General features: G+C 63.3%; 15 protein-coding genes and 3 tRNA genes. 4 read left to right on the top strand and 14 right to left on the bottom strand.

Annotated elements, in window-relative coordinates:
- Position 1: 1 nt before the first annotated feature.
- A complete protein-coding gene (locus ACZK3J_RS07770; protein WP_478476723.1) occupies positions 2-673 on the bottom strand; it encodes a response regulator transcription factor in 672 nt (223 codons plus the stop codon).
- 145 nt (positions 674-818) lie between these two features.
- Here ACZK3J_RS07770 and ACZK3J_RS07765 point away from each other — a divergent pair, with 145 nt between their 5' ends.
- Positions 819-1,586 carry a MipA/OmpV family protein gene (locus tag ACZK3J_RS07765; protein WP_049399926.1) on the top strand — a complete coding sequence of 256 codons (768 nt, stop codon included), beginning with the start codon at positions 819-821 and terminating at the stop codon, positions 1,584-1,586.
- 30 nt (positions 1,587-1,616) lie between these two features.
- Positions 1,617-1,901 carry a hypothetical protein gene (locus tag ACZK3J_RS07760; RefSeq protein ID WP_032128898.1) on the top strand — a complete coding sequence of 95 codons (285 nt, stop codon included), beginning with the start codon at positions 1,617-1,619 and terminating at the stop codon, positions 1,899-1,901.
- A gap of 44 nt (positions 1,902-1,945) precedes the next feature.
- On the opposite strand, the gene ACZK3J_RS07755 is transcribed toward ACZK3J_RS07760, so the two are convergent.
- On the bottom strand, positions 1,946-2,086 hold the full coding sequence (locus ACZK3J_RS07755) for a hypothetical protein (RefSeq protein WP_165929929.1): 141 nt from the start codon (positions 2,084-2,086) through the stop codon (positions 1,946-1,948).
- A 182-nt stretch (positions 2,087-2,268) separates the two neighbouring features.
- Between ACZK3J_RS07755 and ACZK3J_RS07750 the strand changes: the two genes are divergently transcribed.
- Positions 2,269-2,601: a hypothetical protein gene (locus ACZK3J_RS07750; protein ID WP_197655536.1), complete on the top strand. Its 333-nt coding sequence runs from the start codon at positions 2,269-2,271 to the stop codon at positions 2,599-2,601.
- Positions 2,602-2,699: 98 nt separating this feature from the next.
- Here the strand turns inward: ACZK3J_RS07750 and ACZK3J_RS07745 are convergent.
- The 3 genes from ACZK3J_RS07745 to uvrB all read right to left on the bottom strand — a co-directional run bounded on the left by ACZK3J_RS07745 (position 2,700) and on the right by uvrB (position 5,079).
- Positions 2,700-2,774, bottom strand: a tRNA-Val gene (locus ACZK3J_RS07745).
- Positions 2,775-2,872: 98 nt separating this feature from the next.
- A tRNA-Val gene (locus tag ACZK3J_RS07740) sits at positions 2,873-2,947 on the bottom strand.
- Between the two features lie 107 nt (positions 2,948-3,054).
- Positions 3,055-5,079 (bottom strand): excinuclease ABC subunit UvrB, encoded by a 2,025-nt coding sequence (gene uvrB / locus ACZK3J_RS07735; RefSeq protein WP_121503792.1) that lies wholly within the window; start codon positions 5,077-5,079, stop codon positions 3,055-3,057.
- Between the two features lie 128 nt (positions 5,080-5,207).
- Between uvrB and ACZK3J_RS07730 the strand changes: the two genes are divergently transcribed.
- Positions 5,208-5,732 carry a GspH/FimT family pseudopilin gene (locus ACZK3J_RS07730; protein ID WP_478476720.1) on the top strand — a complete coding sequence of 175 codons (525 nt, stop codon included), beginning with the start codon at positions 5,208-5,210 and terminating at the stop codon, positions 5,730-5,732.
- A gap of 60 nt (positions 5,733-5,792) precedes the next feature.
- On the opposite strand, the gene ACZK3J_RS07725 is transcribed toward ACZK3J_RS07730, so the two are convergent.
- The 9 genes from ACZK3J_RS07725 to ACZK3J_RS07685 all read right to left on the bottom strand — a co-directional run bounded on the left by ACZK3J_RS07725 (position 5,793) and on the right by ACZK3J_RS07685 (position 18,666).
- Positions 5,793-5,869: transfer RNA gene (locus ACZK3J_RS07725), tRNA-Asn, on the bottom strand.
- Between the two features lie 68 nt (positions 5,870-5,937).
- Complete coding sequence (locus ACZK3J_RS07720; RefSeq protein WP_049423243.1) at positions 5,938-6,351, bottom strand: type IV pilin protein; 414 nt, start codon at positions 6,349-6,351, stop codon at positions 5,938-5,940.
- A gap of 23 nt (positions 6,352-6,374) precedes the next feature.
- Positions 6,375-10,529 (bottom strand): pilus assembly protein, encoded by a 4,155-nt coding sequence (locus ACZK3J_RS07715; RefSeq protein ID WP_478476718.1) that lies wholly within the window; start codon positions 10,527-10,529, stop codon positions 6,375-6,377.
- 416 nt (positions 10,530-10,945) lie between these two features.
- Positions 10,946-11,437, bottom strand: a complete 492-nt coding sequence (locus ACZK3J_RS07710) for a pilus assembly PilX family protein (RefSeq protein ID WP_029380064.1) — start codon at positions 11,435-11,437, stop codon at positions 10,946-10,948.
- A 7-nt stretch (positions 11,438-11,444) separates the two neighbouring features.
- Positions 11,445-12,578: a PilW family protein gene (locus tag ACZK3J_RS07705; RefSeq protein ID WP_049412604.1), complete on the bottom strand. Its 1,134-nt coding sequence runs from the start codon at positions 12,576-12,578 to the stop codon at positions 11,445-11,447.
- 56 nt (positions 12,579-12,634) lie between these two features.
- Positions 12,635-13,102: a type IV pilus modification protein PilV gene (gene pilV / locus ACZK3J_RS07700; RefSeq protein ID WP_010486096.1), complete on the bottom strand. Its 468-nt coding sequence runs from the start codon at positions 13,100-13,102 to the stop codon at positions 12,635-12,637.
- Positions 13,099-13,617 (bottom strand): GspH/FimT family pseudopilin, encoded by a 519-nt coding sequence (locus tag ACZK3J_RS07695; RefSeq protein WP_049412580.1) that lies wholly within the window; start codon positions 13,615-13,617, stop codon positions 13,099-13,101. Before ACZK3J_RS07695 ends, pilV begins: the two co-directional genes overlap by 4 nt.
- 159 nt (positions 13,618-13,776) lie before the next feature.
- On the bottom strand, positions 13,777-15,165 hold the full coding sequence (gene ppnN, locus ACZK3J_RS07690) for a nucleotide 5'-monophosphate nucleosidase PpnN (RefSeq protein WP_010486098.1): 1,389 nt from the start codon (positions 15,163-15,165) through the stop codon (positions 13,777-13,779).
- A gap of 252 nt (positions 15,166-15,417) precedes the next feature.
- On the bottom strand, positions 15,418-18,666 hold the full coding sequence (locus ACZK3J_RS07685) for a TonB-dependent receptor (protein ID WP_080355163.1): 3,249 nt from the start codon (positions 18,664-18,666) through the stop codon (positions 15,418-15,420).
- Positions 18,667-18,835 lie beyond the last annotated feature (169 nt).

The following is an 18,835-nucleotide window of genomic DNA, read 5'->3' as shown; positions in this document are numbered from 1 at the left end:
CTCAGGCCTCCGCCAGCAGGTAGCCGACGCCCCGGATCACATGGATTTCAACGCCCGCCCCGGCCTGCTGCAGCGCCTTGCGCAGCTTGGAAATGTGCGCATCGAGCGCATTGGACTGGATCTCATCGTCGAAGCCGTACACCGCGGCCTCCAGTGCCGTGCGGGTGACCGTGCGCCCCTGGCGCATCGCCAGTGCCTGCAGTACCAGCACCTGGCGCCGCGGCAGCGCCAGCGGTTGGCCCTCCACCTGTGCCTGCAGCGATTCGAAGTCGAATTCCAGCCGGCCCAGATGCAGGCTCGGTGTCACCATGGCAAAGGGCCGCCGCGAGACAGCACGGATCCGCGCCATCAGCTCCTCGATCGCCACCGGCTTCACCAGGTAGTCGTCGGCACCGACATCCAGGCCCTCGACCTTGTCTGACAACCTGCCCTTGGCCGTCAGCATGATCACCGCCAGGTTCGGGCGCAGCGCGCGTACGGTGGCGACGAAAGCCACGCCATCGCCATCGGGCAGCTGACGGTCCAGCAGCATCAGCTGATGCACCGGCTCGCGCAGCGCAACCGCGGCTTCGGCCAGGCTGCCGACCACGTCGGCGACCACGCCCTGCCGCTCCAGGCCCGACTGCAGGGCTCGGGACAGATCGGGATCGTCTTCGACCAGGAGAATGCGCATCAGGGGCTCGGCTACCGGAAACGGTGCCGATCATAGTGCCTGGCGCCAGGTTTGGGCGTCTTCGTGTGCCAGTTGCGAAGGCGCAATGTTCTGACAATGTTGTGCCCGCACCATGCACAGCCATCCCCCGCAAAGTGGTTGATCGATGCCGTCGCTGTCCCCGACCCTGCTGCGCCCGTTGCTGTTCTCCGCTGCCATCGGCCTGCCGTTGATCACCCACGCCGCCGACCGGAACCCGGGCGTGCAGACCGGTATCAGTGCCGGCGCAACCTCGGGGGCGTACGCCCACTACGACGTCAAGCCGCTGGTCGTACCGTCCATTGCCTGGCAGGGCGAGCGCTTCTTCGCCAGCCCGGGCTCGCTGGGCATGTACCTGTACAAGCGCGAGGGCCTGCGCCTGTCGGCGGCCGTCACGCCCTACACGCTGCGCTTCAAGACCGACGACGTGAACGATCCTCAACTACGTCGCCTGCACAGCCGGCAGATGTCGGCCATGGCCGGCATCAACGGTGAGTACAGCGCCGACTGGGGCATCGTCGAGGCCAGCGTGATGCGCGAGGTCACCGGGCACGGAGGTGGCATGGAGTCGCGCCTGCACTACAGCTATCCGATCCAGGCCGGTCGCTTCACCTGGGTGCCCAAGGTCGGCGTGGTGCACTCCAGTGCGCGCCTGCTCGACTACTACTACGGCATCACCGACGAAGAAGCGCTGCGCTCGGGACTTGCCGCCTACAACCCGGGCAGCGCGACATCACCGAGCCTGCAGATCGCAGTCAGCACGCCCTTGGGCACGAAGTGGCGCGCGACCGGCGTCGTCGCCAACCAGTGGTTCGGCGATGCAGTAAAGGACAGCCCGATGGCCCGTCGCGGTACGCAGACGTCGGCCTTCGTTTCCCTGATGCGCTCGTTCTGATCGAGCGCCCGCAACGGACAAGGACCCCCCATGGCCTCCGTCTCCCCTGCTGCTGAAGCGCACGCGATCCTGCGTGCCCCCGACCTGGACAGCGCCGAGCGCGTCTACCTGGGGCTGCTGCCCGACCTGGAACACGTGAACGCGCTGACGCGCCGCGCACTGGGCCTTTCGCGTGCTGCCGATGCGGCACGCGGCTACGCGTTGTCGATGACGCTGGTGGGATTGCGCCTGCAGGAGCTGGAGATGGGCGAAGCGACCGCAAAGGAACATCGCCAGGCCACGCTGCGCAGCCTGCGCCAGGCCTTCAGCGCCTGAGCGCAGGCCTGCGACGCCGCCGCTGCCGCAGGCAGCGGGAAGACTCAGCGGAACGTGGTCCACGCCAGCACTGCCGCCAGCAGGGCCACCCAGATCACCGCCTTGAAGGTACCCTCCAGCATGTTGCCGCCGAACAGCAGTTCGATGATGGGATTGGGCCGGGAAACCGGAACGTGATCACTCATGCGGCAGCTCCTTGCAGTGACGGCGCGATTGCGCGGTAGACCGGAGTCTACGCCTGCACGGCCCGGATTCATCGCCCCCCGGCCGTCTTTGGCGGTTCAATTCCGGCCTTCGTCGCAGGCCGGCTGCAGCACCCCACATGTCATGCCAGCCTGCGTGCACTTTCCCGCTGGAGCACCGTGCCATGCCGATGCTTGCCCTGATGCTGCTGCTCTCCAGCCTGTTCGGCGCTGGCAACGGGCCCACTGAAGAGGCCCTTCGCAGCCAGATCCTGCGTGCCGAAACCCAGCAGCCGGACGTCGTACGACAGGATTGCGGTTCGCCCTCCCTGCTGCTTTACCGGCTGCGCCAGGACCGGGTCCTGAGGCTGGCCAAGCAGCCCCTGCAACACGAACCCGGCGTTGCCCAGCCCACGCGTGGTGCGACGGTTCGCGTCGCCCAGCTCTGGGAGCGCGTGGACGGTCACTGGAAGCTGCAGCGGATGATCAGCGTCGAAGACCTGGTCGTGCAACGCTGACCATGTGGAACCGTGATCGATGCCTGAAACGAGAAAAACCGGCACAAGGCCGGCTTCCGTCGTGATCCACCGCTGCACCGGCAATGCCGGGAGCCAGGTGGTGGGCGGTACAGGGTTCGAACCTGTGACCCCTACCATGTCAAGGTAGTGCTCTACCGCTGAGCTAACCGCCCATCTTGTTCTTGCCGCCCGAAAGCTGGCCTTGCTACGTAAAAACCCGGCGCCAGGGCCGGGCTTTGCAGTTCACGACAGCCCCCTTCCAGGGACTTCGTGGTGGGCGGTACAGGGTTCGAACCTGTGACCCCTACCATGTCAAGGTAGTGCTCTACCGCTGAGCTAACCGCCCGATTATGCTTCTGAACGTCCGCGATTGCGTCGGTGCAGGCCGCGTATATTACGGATGCCGGCCGTGAAGCGCAACACTTTTGTGAAGAAGATGCTGCACTGCCGCGTTCAGCCCAGACTCGCTTCCTTCAGCTGCCGGATCTGGTCACGCACGCGGGCGGCATCCTCGAATTCCAGGTTCTTGGCGTGCTGGTACATCTGCTGCTCCAGCGCCTTGAGACGGGACGCCAGCTGGGCCGGGCTGAGGGATCGATAGTCACTCCCCTCCTCGGCAACGCCGGGCCTGCCCTTGCCCTTGCCCTTCTTTGCTTCCTTCTCGGCCGCATCGGAGCGCGCGCCTTCCAGCACGTCGGTGATCGGACGCGCCACCGAGCGCGGCACGATGCCGTGCTGCTCGTTGTACTCGACCTGCTTGGCGCGACGGCGGTCGGTCTCGTCGATCGCCGCCTGCATCGAACGGGTGATCTTGTCCGCATACAGGATCGCCTTGCCACGCACGTTGCGGGCGGCACGGCCGATGGTCTGGATCAGCGAGCCGGTCGAGCGCAGGAAGCCCTCCTTGTCGGCATCCAGGATCGCCACCAGAGACACCTCGGGCATGTCCAGGCCCTCGCGCAGCAGGTTGATGCCCACCAGCACATCGAACTTGCCCAGGCGCAGGTCGCGGATGATCTCCACGCGCTCGACCGTGTCCACGTCCGAGTGCAGGTAGCGCACGCGGATGCCGTGCTCGGTTAGGTATTCGGTGAGATTTTCGGCCATGCGCTTGGTCAGCGTCGTGACCAGCACACGGTCACCGGCCTTGATGCGCGCGTTGGCCTCGCTCATCAGGTCGTCAACCTGGGTGCCCACCGGGCGGATCTCCACCACCGGGTCGATCAGCCCGGTGGGGCGTACGACCAGTTCAGTGATCTCGTCACCGGCCTCGCGGTACTCATAGGGGCCTGGCGTGGCCGACACATAGATGCTGCGCGGGCAGCGCTCTTCCCACTCCTCGAAGCGCAGCGGCCGGTTGTCCAGCGCCGAGGGCAGCCGGAACCCGAACTCGACCAGCGTCTCCTTGCGCGAACGGTCGCCCTTGAACATGGCACCGATCTGCGGAATGGTCACGTGCGATTCGTCGATCACCAGCAGCGCGTCGGCTGGCAGGTAGTCGAACAACGTCGGTGGCGGTTCGCCGGCGTTCTTGCCGGTCAGGTGCCGGGAGTAGTTCTCGATGCCGTTGCAGTAGCCGACCTCGGCCATCATTTCCAGATCGAACTGGGTGCGCTGCGCCAGGCGCTGCGCCTCCACCAGCTTGTTCTGCGCGTACAGCTGCTCCAGGCGCTCCTTCAGCTCGACCTTGATCGTCTCGATCGCCGCCAGCACACGCTCGCGCGTGGTGGCGTAATGGGTCTTCGGGTAGACCGTGAAGCGCTGCATGTTGCGCAGCGTCTCGCCGGTGAGCGGATCGAACAACGTGATCTTCTCGACCTCGCCATCAAACAGCTCCAGGCGCAGCGCCTCGCTGTCCGACTCGGCCGGGAACACGTCGATGACTTCACCACGCACGCGGAACGTACCGCGCTGCAGCTCGTACTCGTTGCGCGTGTACTGCAGCTGGGTCAGGTGGTTGATCAGGTCGCGCTGGTCGATGCGCTCGCCCTTGGACAGGATCAGGCGCAGCGACAGGTAGTCTTCCGGCGCGCCCAGGCCGTAGATCGCCGACACTGTCGCCACCACGATCGCGTCCGGGCGCGACAGCAGGGTCTTGGTCGCCGCCAGCCGCATCTGCTCGATGTGCTCGTTGATCGAACTGTCCTTCTCGATGAAGGTGTCCGACGACGGCACGTAGGCTTCCGGCTGGTAGTAGTCGTAGTAGCTGACGAAGTACTCCACCGCGTTGTGCGGGAAGAACGCCTTGAACTCACCATACAGCTGCGCCGCCAGCGTCTTGTTCGGCGCCATGATCAGCGTCGGCTTCTGCACGTTCTGGATGACGTTGGCGATGGTGTAGGTCTTGCCCGAGCCGGTGACGCCCAGCAGGGTCTGCTTGGCGATGCCCGCTTCGAAGTTGCTGGTCAGCTTCGCGATGGCATCAGGCTGGTCGCCCGCCGGCGAGTACGGCGAGACGAGTTCAAAACGGTCGCTCATGGTGGTGCCAGTTCCCGGGAGTAGTGAGTATACGGGGCATGGAGTGACGGCCCGCTGAGGGGTTTCCGGGCAGGTGAGCGCGGCGTTGGCTGATGGTGAATGCCGCGGCGTACGTCGAGGCTGGAGGCATGTCCCATCGTCTTCGCCCTGCCCGGCTCCACCGCGGGCTCCATCTGATCGAGCTGCTGGTCGCCGTCATGGTGCTGTCGGTCCTGCTGGCGTTGGCCTGGGGCCCTTGGCAACGCACGCTGCGGCACTTCCAGGCGGAAGCGCTGCGCGCCGAACTGGTCGCCAGCCTGTCGATGGCGCGCAGCGCCGCCATCACCGAACGCCGCCGCGTGACGGTCTGCGGATCGTCGGACGGCATGATGTGTGACCAGGCATGGAGCCAGGGCTGGCGGGTGCAGGTCGAACCGGCCAACAGCGCGACCGCCGCCGCAAGGAAACTGCGCGTGCACGGGACACGCCAGCGTCATGTCGACCTGCGCACCAGCGATCATCGGCCCGACGTGCGGTTCCGGCCCGACGGCCGCAATGCCGGTACCAACCAGTCCATCGTGTTGTGCGTGGATGGACAGGAGCACAGCCGCGTCATCATCAGCGTCCCCGGACGGGTCAGGAGCCAGCGCCCGCGCAGGTCCACCCCCTGCTGAAACCTGCAATGCCATCGTGGAAACGAAAAAAGCCGCGGTTTCTCGCGGCTTTTTCGAATCTGGCGCCCGAAGTTGGACTCGAACCAACGACCCCCTGATTAACAGTCAAGTGCTCTAACCGGCTGAGCTATTCGGGCGGGGTGCGCATTTTAGCCAGCGTTTGCAGGGGAGTGCAAGCCCTTTTTCCACGTGCGATGCCCAACCGTTACCAGCACTCCGCATTGGTCTTCTTGTCCGGCGTCTTGCGTCCGGCCTGATCCAGTGTCAGCGTGCCGCACGCATCCTTGTCCTGGCCGGTTTCCGGCACCGCCTGCAGCGTGTAGGTGCTGGCCGTGGCCTTGCCGTTCAGGGACAGCGTGTAGCGCTTGTTGCCCTGTCGCGGTGACTGGTTGAACGGCAGCGAGAAACCGTCATAGCTGTTCTGCACCGTATGGTAGCGCTCGAGCAACTGTGCGATCTCGACCAGATCGGCCTTGGCCAGGGCCCGGTTCGTCTTCAGCACGTGCCGCTGATAGGACGGCAGGGCCACGGCCGCCAGGACGGCGATCACCGCCACGGTGATCATCAGCTCGATCAGGGTGAAACCAGCTGCAAAACGATGGGTTGAGGATGCGTGCATGGGCGATCTCATGTTCATGGTCATCAGCGGATCTGCCGCCAGGACTGGCGACCGCAGGCACGCTGGCCGTATGCAGTATCCGCGCCCGGAGTGTTCAGCGTCACGATGCACCGGTCAATTGAACCATCGACCGAGCACTTCGGATCGCTGGGGTCGCAGCCCTTGCGCATCGATGTACTGACTTGTGTATCCAGCACAGGAGCCCCCGTCGCGACGTCGCCGCCGCGAGTCAACGCCCCGGCGCCACAATTCGCGCCACACAGCGGATCCCCCCCCACTTCGTCGGTGAGGCCGCCCATCGCGGGCTGGCCGGTGGCCATGTTCAGCCGATAGCGCCAGTTGACGCCACCACCTGTACCGCAGACGGACTGTCCAGGCACATACGTGGTGAACATCACGGTGCCACCCTGCAACGTCGGATATCCAAAGAAGCGCTCACCCTCCACCGTGGTATCCACGATCAGATCAACGTACCAGCCACGCTTTGTTGAATAGTCCACCGCGTTGCTGGATATGTCGCGGAATGCTGCACCATTGGCACTGATCGACTGCCCCACCAGCACGTCGCGGCTGGAGATCGCGTCGCTGAGGTTGTCCCATATTCCGTACAGCGTCTGCACAGGTGAATTGCGGGTAACGGCGTTGTCATCGGCGGTGAAATAACGACCGGTACCGAAGAACAGGCTGACGCCCCCACCCGGCCCCGCAGACGTCTGGATCGCTCCGGTGATCGGTTGCGCCACCGCGCTGCGCATGGCGGTGAACAGTGGTGTACCGCTGAGCGACACATTCCATGCCGTGGGGTCGCCCCCCCGCAGATCGAAGCGCCAAATGTTGCCCTGCATGTCACCACCGTACACGGTATCGGCCAGGCTGCTGCTGTTGTGCAGTGCCACCGCTGTGACGTGGTTGAGGCCATTGGCGATCGCGTACTTGCCCCCGCTCGGATACAGGCGCTTGAGTACCTCACCGCTCTGGATGTCGACCACATACAACACAGGACGGCCCGTACTCGAATTGACGCCGTTACCGAACAGTGCAACAAATCGCGGCGCGCCGTTCGGATCAGTGCCAGCGACAGGCACCACCACCGGCTTGCCGAACGCGAAGCCCATGTCCGATTCGGTCTTGCCGGAAATCTCCCACAGCACGTTGCCGCTGTTGAACGCCGTTGGATTGCTGATATCCAGCGCAAACACCGAGCCGTTACCGACTGCCGTGGCGGACGGGCCGCGCGTGGCACCGCCACCGCCGGTGGTCCCTACCAGTACCGTATGCCACGCCTCGCCGTAGTGGACGTCGGATGCCGTCAGTCCGCCGTCAACGTAGTAGCGATGGCCATAGGCAGGGTTGGCCAGTTCGGCCATGTGCTGCAGCGACGTGGAGGGAATGTAGGCGAACTGTTCAGTGCCGGCCGCGGTTCCGGTGCCGGCATTGAATCCGTGCAGCATGCCGTCGTTGGCCCCGACATAGACCATTGAGGGCGGGCCGCCAGACGCAGTCTTCGATGTCAGATAGGCCTTGTAGCGGGTACCGAGTGTGGTCTTCCAGACTATCCCGCCCTGCTCCTTCCAGGATGTATAGCCGTAGTCATCCCGGGTGGAAACAATCTCGACGCTGGAATTGACGATGTCGCCGAGCAGTACACTGCGCGGACGGAACCCGCTGACCGGTGAACCACGCAGATAGCTGACGAGATCGGCAACCGTATGCGAACCGAACCAGTTGGGAACGGTATTGAGCCCAAGGTTGCCCAGTTTCTCGGCGCGGTCGCGGCCGGGAATGTTGTCCGCAGTGAAATCTGCCGCTGCTACAGGAATCAACTGATTGGACTTGTTCACAAAAGTCGGCGCAGTCGACACCACGATATTGCGGCCCGAAGCGCTCATCCTGGTCGACGCCCGCCACAGCTCAGGGCCGACTTCGCCATTGGAGAGGGTCTGACGGGCGATGAGATCGCCAGTCCAGTCATTGGATCCCGACGGTACCGTGTAGTGCGCCGAGACGGTGAAGGAACCTGCGTTGACCCGGGCGCCAGTCGCGCTGCCCCCCACCGGCGCCTCGCCCGCGGCAGCACTGTCGAAGATCGACTCCAGCGCAGACTTCAGCTTGGCCGGATTGCGCGCCAGGAAATAGTTGTCCGGCACGCCAGGCACCTTGCTGTCCCATTTCTTGCCAGCCGGCACGCCATACTTGGCGGCGTACCACAGCGGGCTCTCCAACTGATTGGCCTGGCCGCTTCCCAGGCGGTAGCGCAGGACAATGGCACCTGTCCATTCTGCCGGAGGAGCCGAGGTGGTCGTCAGCACCGAACCGTTCTTGTCGCCGGGCCGCAGTACCAGTCGCTGCACGTTGTCGGCCGCGTTCGAACCCACGATCGTGTAGCCGGTGAGCATCGCGTTGCCGGCATAGGCAGAAAGATTCTCAATGCGGACCAGCACCTCATCGCTGCCCACGGTATTGCGTACAGCATTGTTGCTGCACTCCGCACTGCTGGAGCGCCAGCAGATGTTGCGGAAATTCGTGTTGTCGCCGTCGTTGCAGGTAGCGCCCACGCAGTAGCTGAGCATGGAGACCACGTCGTTGTCGTGGTCATTGCCCCACAACGAGTCTTCCCATACCAGCGAGAAACTGCCAGCCTTGCCGTCTGCGCGATAAGTTCGTCCATAGACGAAATTCGGCGAGACCGTAGACTGTTTGGTGCCGATACCAACAGAACCGAGGAAGCAACTGCGCCAGCCATTGCTGGTGATTTTTGCCGTACCGGTATTGTTGGCCTGGCACAGTGGGGCCAGGGTGATCTTGCCGTTGCCCACCGGAATCTCGAACTTGGGCAGGCTCTCAGCCATGGCCACGGTATAGGTGGTCGCAGTGAGCTTGTAGGTATCCGGCTTGTTCTGCACGCCCGGACGAAGGTCGGTCTCGGCCGCGGCCTTTGACAAGCCCGCCATCAGGTAGCTGCCTTCCGTGGAAGGCACATCCGGGCAGATGCCACGCACCAGCGACAGGCCAGTAACCTTGGCCGCGCGACAGATGTCCTCATGGGTATTGATCGAGGCATAGCGCTCGGTCAGGCCGACGCGGCCAGCCATGTAACTGCCACCAGTAATGCCTTCAAGATTGCCGATCGCATCCGTTGCCGACGCCGCAGGTGTCAGGCCATTGATCGACCCGATGTTGTCGCTATCGAACGACGGCAGGCCTGAGGACATCACCAGGATGTTGCAGGTGGCGCAGTAGGAGTTGCCGCCATCGTTCGGGGAGCGGTAGGGATCCTTCCAGGCAACCGCATTGGGCAGCCCGCTCAGGTCTCCGGACGCACTGTAGATGCCCTTGGTTTCACCCTTGATGTAGCGCACAGCTTCGGCATACATCTCGGCCAGGGGATTGCCCCAGGCACTGCACTTCTTCGAGGCATTGCCCGGATCGGTCAGATTACCTCTGTCACCGAAGCCCTGTCGGTTGAGGATGCTGTAGTCGTTGCAGTCATTCCAGTTATTGCTCCAGTTCCACTGGTCGATACGGAAGTTGGAGATGGTATTGATGATGCCTTCCGCACCACCGGACAAGCTGTTACAGAACTGACCGTTGGACAGGTTGATTTCGTCGCCGGCCGCACAGAATCCGGTGCCGTTGCCTGCGATCTTTCCGATGTTCCGCCGCACCACGCCACCATCGCGCGGATTGACATAGGTACCCGTGACCAGACCGAAGCGAAGACGGCCGCTTTCGCCATACGACTGCAGCAGCCCAGCCGGTTTCAGATAGTCCCTTGTGCCATCGTTGTACTTGCGGCAGAACGCCTCCGGGAAAGCTCCGCTGCCACTGGCGCAGACCTCAACCCGGACGTTGAAGTTGGTGGCAGAGCCAGGTGAATCAGCCTTGCCTTCATCGCTTCGGCCGGTGATGCACTGGCGGCTGGCGGTGGCCGCCCACTCGCCCCAGTTGCCCGACGCAGCGCGCATCAGCGGTGCACCACCGGATTCGATGGTGGCGTTGCAGAAGGACATGGTGGTCTTGTACGGGGTGAAACTGTTGATATCACTGCCGCTGTATACCTTTACCCACGCGTGCAGATCGTTGGGGATCTGCGCGCGCTCCAGCACGGTGCTGGCGGCGCTGTCGGTGATGCGATGGCCGCCGTACAGCACGTAGCGCATCACGTCCAGGCGACTCATCGTTGCCCAGTTCAGGAAATTGCCGGACCAGCTTCCACCGCAGCTGTGCTTCCAGGTGCCGCCGGCCTGTGCACTGGCCTTGAACTGGCCGCTGGCGTAGGAATAGCAGAGGTTGGAATCGAAGTAACCGGAGTAATCGAACTTGTCCTGGTATGTGGTGTCGAGGGTGCCATCCTCATCCAGGTCGCTGTAATCGCTGTAGGCCTTGTTGAACAGCTGCTCGTCGCGCGACATCACCATCATCATCAGCGGCGGCTGGGTCTTCTTGCTGTACAACGGCTCCTGCGCGATGTCGTAGTCGCCAAGCGCAGCGAACAGCGGGTAGACCAACGCCCCCACCCCAGCCAGCACGGCAACGGCAGCGCCCGCGCGCAGCCAGGGAGTCGAGACGATGCGGGAGAAGCGGCGCGAAGTGTTCATGGAATGAAGATCGTATCGATGACAGCGCTGGAAGATGGATTGGCCGGATCGTCACTGGCCAGGACGGTGATCTGGTAGATGTTTTCGGTCTCTTCGTTCTTCCGGCCCCCGAGGCCGGTCCCTCCGCCGCCCATCACGCACTTATCAAGGCGCCGGGTATGGATTGCCGCAGCCGCAGTCTTGCCATCGGCCCAGGTTGCCGGGTCGAATACCGGACTGCATTCTTCCTGGTTGGCCTCGAAAACGCCGCCGCTTTCGATGGCTGTCTTGATGGCCGCCTCCTGGGTACGCACGTCGGCTTCGGCGTTCTGGAAGGCCTGATTGGAACGCAGGTAGTTGGCCGCCATGCGCTCCTGCATACCGGTAACCTGCATGCCGGCGATGCCGATAAGAGCCAGCAGGATCAACATGATCAGGGCGACATACAGCACAGCGCCTCGCTGCTGCCGGCGTGCTGTGAAGGAAGGAAGACGCGGGCGTGTGTACATGCGAGCCTCAGTTGCCAAAGAGGCGGTTGCGAAGGGCGATGGTGGTTTGATAGACAGCGCGCATGCGACCGTCTGCCGGCGCCGTGAACGTCACGCCCAGCGAAGTGAGCGCAGCGTTCTGGTCGGCCTGCGGCGCCGCCGATGGATCCGGACTGGACATCACCATCCCCAGCTGCACGGCGCCGACACGACGCCAACCATTCGCGGCCGGATTGGTAGACCCCTGCACCGTTTCGGCAGTGCCCTGGCGATCAATGAAACCGGTTGGATAAACGTCGGTAAGCCCGCGGTCCTGGCCATACAACAACTGCATGTTTTCTACGCCCTCCACCAGTGCCTCCGGCGCATTGGCCACCAGCGCGCCATTGGGGATGGCGGTGAAGCGCACGCGATACAACGAAGAACGGGCAATGGCGGCGTCATAGCCGATGTAGTACAGCGCGCTTTCTGCACGGTGCAGCATCGCCTGACCGGTGGTGACCGGACGGGTGAAGTTCCCTGCATTGTTCGGCGCATCCCCAAAGGTGACGGTGCCGGCGCCCTTGTCCACCGCGCGCGCCTGGAAGATCGTGACGCTGGCGCAGTCGGCCGCACCATACAGCCCCGGGTTGGAGACACCACTCTGCAGTACCGCAAGGCGCGCTTTGTCAAAACTGAAAATCGGCTTGCCTGGAACGCCGCCAATGGCGGTGATCGGCACACCATCCGGCATCAGGTAACGCAGCACCACGATGTCGCTGCCATTGACTCGGTTGGGCATGGCCGCAGCAAACTCGGCAGGCAGCGCGGGCTTGTAGTCGGTTCCGCCGGTTGCGGGTGTGGCTGTCAGGGTAACCGCCGCTCCCGGCGCGGTTCCGGTAGCTTCAAAGCCCTGGATCGACGTCTGGAAGTCCAGCGCCGGATGCGGAGCCGTTGCGAAGGTACTGAACAGCGAGGCATTGTCCGGTGTATTTCGCCCCTGGTCATTGACACAGCCGAAATGCCCGGCCATGCGAAGTTCGCGTTGCAGGGCATCCATCGCGAAGCGACTGTTTTCCTGCACCCGCGCCAGGCCATCGGACAGCTGGTAGGCCGCCCTCGATGCTGCAAACACCTGCACCACGCCGAGCATGACGATCACACCAATGGCCAGTGCGATCATCAGCTCAACCATGGAAAGACCCGACATGTGTCGGGATGAAGAGCATGAGGCGCGCATCACAAGCCGCTCCTGGCAGTGAACGTGGTGTCACCGGCATCGGCATTCCAGCGCTCATCCCCCCAGCTCACGCTGACCGAGTACTGGTCACCGTTCCGGGTTACTTTCCCCGTAGCGCCGTCGCCCAGCGCCTTGCCCAGGCGGCACCTCCAATCCAGGGTGAAGGCGTCTTTGCTGATGTCCTTGCCGGTGGGAGGTAAGCAGTTCTTGCTGGACGTGGTGGCGGTATAGTCGCCGACATAGACCGGCGCCATCTTCCGATTCACCCGCAGCTGGTCCAGCATCTCGTAGGTCAGATTGGTCGCCTGGGTGCGGTAGTTGGCACTTTGGACGAAGCGTACGTTCATGGTCTGCATCAGCGCGAAACCGAGCAGGCCAACGCCAAGCACGAGAATGGCGATCAGCACTTCGATCAGACTGAAGCCCCCTTGCACGCCGCGCGGGGAACGGGATCGGGACGGCCTCACTTGCAATCCTCCTTCAACAGCCGGACCTGTCCGGTCGGCGAAATGCGCAACGTTCGTTGCAGCGGTTGCTTGCCGCAGGTGTCCGGGCGCAGGGTCAGGTCCAGCGATGCATTCGCGCGGTTGCGACCACGTGGGTCAAAACCCACGGACAGATCCGGCGTACCCGCCGTAGTCAGACCCGGCCGACCGGCGCTGTAGCGGAGCACGGTCTCCCCAGCGCTCAGCGCACCATCTCCATTGGTGTCCGCCCAGACCAGCCAGCCGTCAGCCCAGCTTTTGCCATCACATGTACTGCCCGCAGACGACGCACAGACACCCGCACCACGACGATTCTTTACCGCCTCGCTGCGGGCCAATGCGAGTGAAGCGATCAACTCGTTGCTCGCGGTAGCGATGCGATTGGATCGCAGGGTGCCCTGGAAACTGGGAAAGGCGATCGTGGCGAGCACGGCCAGGACCATGATCGTGACCATCAACTCAACCAGCGTGAAGCCGTTTTGCCGGCGCAAAGACATTGGACGCTCCCCAGTGTTGATGGCCACCATGGGCCATCGCCCTGCCACCGGCAAGCGGCGGCAGGATGAACGGTCATTCCGGGGCGACGGGCGTCAAAGCCTTGACGACCCGCACCTTCCCACACCGGCCGGCGCGATCCCCATCGCACCGGCCCGGGCTCAGGCCAGCACTTGGTAGCAGGGCTGGTATTCGCCGGAGATCTTCATCCGGCGCTGCTCGACGAAAGCGCGCAGCAACGCGTCCAGCGCCTGCATCATGTCCGGGTCGCCATGGATCTGGAACGGTCCGAACTGTTCGATGCGACGCATGCCGTCTTCCTTCACGTTGCCGGCGACGATGCCCGAGAACGCGCGGCGCAGGTCGGCCGCCAAGGCGTGCGGGGCACGTCCGTGGTGCAGGTCCAGCGCGGCCATTGCCTCGTGGGTCGGCACGAACGGCTGCTGGTACTCCCACGGAATCTCGATCGACCAGTTGAAGAAGAACGAGTCCTTCTGTGCCAGGCGGTGCTCACGCACGCGCTTGATGCCGTTGGCCATCTTCTTTGCCACCGCCACCGGGTCGCCGATGACGATCTCGTAGCGCTCGGCGGCCGCATCGCCCAGGGTCAGGCGGATGAAGCGGTCGATCTGCTCGAAGTACGGCGCCGCCACCGTCGGGCCGGTCAGGATCAGCGGGAACGGCAGGTCCTTGTTTTCCTCGCGCAGCAGGATGCCGAGCAGGTACAGGATTTCCTCGGCAGTGCCGACGCCACCGGCGAACACGATGATGCCGTGGCCAATGCGGACGAAGGCCTCAAGGCGCTTCTCGATGTCCGGCATGATCACCAGGTGGTTGACGATCGGGTTCGGCGACTCGGCGGCGATGATGCCCGGCTCGGTCAGGCCGATGTAACGCGTCACGGTACGGCGCTGCTTGGCGTGGGCAATGGTGGCGCCCTTCATCGGGCCCTTCATCGCGCCTGGACCGCAGCCGGTGCAGATGTCCAGGCCGCGCAGGCCCAGCTCGTAGCCCACCTGCTTGGTATACAGGTATTCGTCGCGCGAGATCGAATGGCCACCCCAGCACACGACCAGGTTCGGGTCGCCCGGGTTGAGGATGCGCGCATTGCGCAGCAGGCCGAACACCGCGTTGGTGATGCCCTCGGACGACTCCAGCTCGGCCGCGTAGGCCGGGCCCATCTCGATGGCCATGTAGGCCAGGTCACGCACCACGGCGAACAGCAGTTCGGCGACACCGCGGATGATCTCGCCGTCGACAAAGGCCATTGCCGGCGCATTGACCAGATCGATGCGCACGCCGCGATCCTGCTGCGCCACCTGGATGTCGAAATCGGGATACAGATCGCGCGCCGCGCGCGGATCGTCAGAGGCACTGCCGCTGGTCAGCACGGCCAGCGCGCATCGGCGCAGCAGCTCGTGCATGCCGCCCGCAGATGCATCGCGCAGGCGAGCCACTTCGGCCCGCGACAGCACATCCAGCCCACCGCGGGGGTAGATCCGCGCGTCCTGCACCGGCAATGCACGGGCTGATTTTTCGTTCGTGGTCATGTCCAATTTTTCGCTTCCTTCAAGGTTTCCGACTGTACTGCCGCCCCCTTAAAAAGCAAAACGGCCGGGAAGCCCGACCGTTGGATGTGTGCTTCCCGCGTTCGCCTTTCCGGGACCGCATCGGCGGCGTTGGCACCGCGCACATTTCCGGATGCTACGCCGATGCCAGGTGACCTGCAAGGACTTTCGCATGAACGGAAAACGGCCGGGTTTCCCCGGCCGTTTCCACTTACTGCTTCAGGCTCTGACGGATCAGAACTTGTACTTCACGGTCAGCTGCATCGACCAGCGCGACACGGCAGTGTTGCCCTTGTCGTTGTTGTTTTCCTGGATCGACGAGTTGTCGGTACGGCCGGTGAAGTTGTACAGGTACTTGCCGGTAGCCGGGTCGATACCCGAGTAGTTGGCAACGCGACGGGTGGCGTAGAAGCCGTAATCGTCGATCAGACCCCACTTCTTGTTGAGCAGGTTGCCGACATTCATGATGTCCAGCGCGATCTCGCCCTTGTGGGTCTTCGCAAAGCCCGGGAACTCCTGGCTGATGCGGACATCGAAGCTGTTGACCCACTTGGCGCGGTGCGCGTTGGCCGGGACCACGCTGCCACGGTAGGCATCAAGCTCCGGATTCTGCGCCAGCCATTCGAAGAACTTCTTCTCCATGTCGGCGCCGCCGGTGAAGATCACGTCACCCGGGCCCTTCGGCACGTAGAACAGATCGTTGGTGCCTGCGCCGTCGCCGTTCACGTCGTTATAGAACACGTAGCTGTACGGACGACCCGAACGGCCTTCATAGAACAGGCCGACGCGGGTGGCATTGTCACCGAAGAAGTTGTGCTTCCACTCCAGGGTACCGGTGATGCGGTCCTTGATCGCATAGCGCGAGTTGTACGCAACGTTGTCGTTGGCGTTCAGGCTCAGCGTGTTGTTCCAGTTCGAGGTGTTCTGCGAGCTGGACAGCGGGCTCACTTCCTTCGCCTGAGTGTAGGTATAACCCAGCGACCAGCCCCAGTTCTCGGTCAGCGGCTTGGCCAGCGAGAACGTAGCCTGGGAACCGCGACCCTTGTCGGTGTTGCGCAGCAGGATCACGTCGCCGATATCGCTCGGACGGTTGACACGGTCACTCGGGCAGGTCTGATCGGTGGCCGAGCAGGCACGACCGTTCTTCTGGCCAGCCTGCATGCCGTTCGAGCCAGCATTGGCACCGTTCATGCCGTAGTCGTTCCAGTACAGCGCACGACCGTCCTGACCAACCGAGCGGTTGGCATTCGGGGTCATGACGTCCAGACGATCAAAGTACAGACCATCCTTGACCTTGGTGACCAGCAGCTCGGCCGACGCCACGATGCCGTACCACGGCAGTTCGTGATCGAAGGCCAGGTTGGCCTTCCAGACCGACGGCAGGCGGGTACCGGGAGCGATCAGGTCGACGTTCTGACGTGCCGAAGCAAGCGACGGGTCCGGGATGAACGGATTGTCAGCATCGAAGCTGAAACCACCCGGATTGCGGGTCAGGTTGTACTCGGCGTAGTTCAGGCCGGTGTTCTGGTAGGCACCCGCCAGCCACACGTTCGGGGCAGCACCGCCGAACAGGCCCACGCCACCGCGCAGCTGGGTCGGACGGTCGCTATCGAAGGTGTAGTTGAAGCCGACGCGCGGCTGGAACAGCTTCTTGTCGACCAGCTTGGTGTTGTTGAAGCCGTACAGCTGCTCGATGCGCGGGTTGTACAGGCGCTGGGTGCTGAAGTCCGGCATGTCAACGCGGACACCGAACATCAGGCTCAGGTTGTAGTTGATCGCCCAGGTATCCTGGATGAACAGACCCGTGTTCTTCAGGTGGAACTTCGCCGGAATGTCATCCAGGCTGCCACCAGCACGCGGCACGCGCACCTGGTACGCGGACGGGGTGCCGGCTTCAAACGCAGCCAGGTTGGCGAACTCATACGCGCCGTACAGGTTGCGACCGTAGAAGTTCATCAGGTCGTTGTCGGTGTAGTCAAAGCCGAACTTGACGGTGTGGTCACCGACATACCAGGTACCGGCACCGAAGGCGCTCAGTTCCTTCGACTCCACCAGGTTGGTGTGGGTGTTCTGCTCGGTACCCAGGTACAGCGAATTATTGTTGTCGAAGCGGACGCGGATCTGCGGCAGGTGCGAAGCGGCAACGCGGTTGGACGAGTAGTCCTTGTGCGAGACCTTGAACTCGGTCGAGAAGTTCTCGGACCAGTCACTGAACAGTTCACCCATCCAGGTCTCATACTCGGTCGGCTGGGTGTACCAGAAGTCACTCAGCGAAATTTCGCTGTTGCTGACCTTCGGGAAACGCACCACGTCCTGCTTCATCTTGTTGTAGCGCAGGGCCGCACGGTGGTTCTCGTTGATGTTCCAGTCCAGCTTGACCGCGTACTCTTCGATCTCGGTCTTGTTGTTCAGCGCACCGACGCCGCCGACCTGATAGCCAAGATCGGACATGCGCTTCTGGACGCGGGCGATATCAGCATCGCTGATGCCGCCAGCCTTGTTGTAGGGGCTTTCGCCAAGGCTGACGCCGCCACCGCTACGCTCGTACTTTTCGTAGTTGGTGAAGAAGAACAGCTTGTCCTTGACGATCGGGCCGCCGAAGGTCATGCCGTAGGTCTTCTCGTCCTTGAAGCCGTTAAAGTCCTGCTTGTCACCTTCCAGGCGCGAACGGACCATGTCCTTGTCGCGGTACGAACCGTACACGGTGCCGTGGAATTCATTGGTACCCGACTTGGTCACGGCGTTGATCACCGCACCGGTACCACCAGCGATGGTGGTGTCGTAGTTGGCCAGGTCGATGTTGATTTCCTGGATGGCGTCCATCGACACCGGCTGACGCTCGGTCGGCAGGTTGTTGGAGCCCAGGCCGAACGGATCGGAGGCGCTGATGCCGTCGATGCGGATGGCGTTGTAACGGGTGTTCTGGCCACCGGCCGAGATCGCGCCGTCAGCCTTGCTGACCTGCGAGATACGCGGATCCAGGCGGATGTAGTCCTGGATGTTGCGGTTGGCCGACGGCAGCGCGTCCATCGTTTCGCGCGTCACGTTGGTGCCGCTGCCCATCTTGGTGGCGCTGAACAGGTCCAGGCCGCCGGCGGTGGCGACAACGTTCACGGCGTCCAGGTTGGTGGCGGCCAGGTCGCCGCCGAGACTGGCGTTGACCGTGTTGACCTGGTTCAGGTTCAGGTAGACACCTTCTTCGGTCTTGGTGCCTTCACCGGACTTGGTGATGGTGATGGTGTACGGGCCACCCACGCGCAGGCCGCGCGCGTTGTAACGACCCGACGCGTCGGTGGTGGCACGCGAAACGGTGCCCGACTCGGTGTGGGTGATGGTGACTTCAGCGCCAGCGACAGGCTGGCCTGCAGAGGACATCACCTGGCCGCCGACACCGGCAGAGGTGCTCTGGGCGAAGGCGGGAGCGGCGGCGAGCGCAGCCACGAGACCAAGGGTGAGCTTGGACATCCGGAGTGGGTGGGTCATTTTTCGGTAGCCTCGATGCGAGTTGGCGATGGCGGAAAAAAAGCGCATCCAAACAGCCCTGCGGGTGGCTGGTCGGACATTTATCTGGGGTTCCCTACCGCTTGGCTGAAGGAAGCCACAACGGTTAACACTAGATTAACACGCTACGCCATCAATGTGACGGTTGTGC

Source organism: Stenotrophomonas sp. 86428_Sma (assembly GCF_056481585.1).
This window is presented reverse-complemented; position numbering and strand designations above follow the sequence as displayed.

What these genes read in the sequence shown, in the direction of transcription:
- ACZK3J_RS07750 (WP_197655536.1), top strand. Translation starts at nt 2,269, where the DNA reads ATGCCGATGCTTGCCCTGATGCTGCTGCTCTCCAGCCTGTTCGGCGCT.
- ACZK3J_RS07760 (WP_032128898.1), top strand. Translation starts at nt 1,617, where the DNA reads ATGGCCTCCGTCTCCCCTGCTGCTGAAGCGCACGCGATCCTGCGTGCC.
- ACZK3J_RS07720 (WP_049423243.1), bottom strand. Translation starts at nt 6,351, where the DNA reads ATGCACGCATCCTCAACCCATCGTTTTGCAGCTGGTTTCACCCTGATC.
- ACZK3J_RS07695 (WP_049412580.1), bottom strand. Translation starts at nt 13,617, where the DNA reads ATGTCTTTGCGCCGGCAAAACGGCTTCACGCTGGTTGAGTTGATGGTC.
- ACZK3J_RS07705 (WP_049412604.1), bottom strand. Translation starts at nt 12,578, where the DNA reads ATGATCGCACTGGCCATTGGTGTGATCGTCATGCTCGGCGTGGTGCAG.
- ACZK3J_RS07710 (WP_029380064.1), bottom strand. Translation starts at nt 11,437, where the DNA reads ATGTACACACGCCCGCGTCTTCCTTCCTTCACAGCACGCCGGCAGCAG.
- ACZK3J_RS07765 (WP_049399926.1), top strand. Translation starts at nt 819, where the DNA reads ATGCCGTCGCTGTCCCCGACCCTGCTGCGCCCGTTGCTGTTCTCCGCT.
- ACZK3J_RS07755 (WP_165929929.1), bottom strand. Translation starts at nt 2,086, where the DNA reads ATGAGTGATCACGTTCCGGTTTCCCGGCCCAATCCCATCATCGAACTG.
- ACZK3J_RS07715 (WP_478476718.1), bottom strand. Translation starts at nt 10,529, where the DNA reads ATGAGTCGCCTGGACGTGATGCGCTACGTGCTGTACGGCGGCCATCGC.
- ACZK3J_RS07685 (WP_080355163.1), bottom strand. Translation starts at nt 18,666, where the DNA reads ATGACCCACCCACTCCGGATGTCCAAGCTCACCCTTGGTCTCGTGGCT.
- uvrB (WP_121503792.1), bottom strand. Translation starts at nt 5,079, where the DNA reads ATGAGCGACCGTTTTGAACTCGTCTCGCCGTACTCGCCGGCGGGCGAC.
- ACZK3J_RS07770 (WP_478476723.1), bottom strand. Translation starts at nt 673, where the DNA reads ATGCGCATTCTCCTGGTCGAAGACGATCCCGATCTGTCCCGAGCCCTG.
- ACZK3J_RS07730 (WP_478476720.1), top strand. Translation starts at nt 5,208, where the DNA reads ATGTCCCATCGTCTTCGCCCTGCCCGGCTCCACCGCGGGCTCCATCTG.
- ppnN (WP_010486098.1), bottom strand. Translation starts at nt 15,165, where the DNA reads ATGACCACGAACGAAAAATCAGCCCGTGCATTGCCGGTGCAGGACGCG.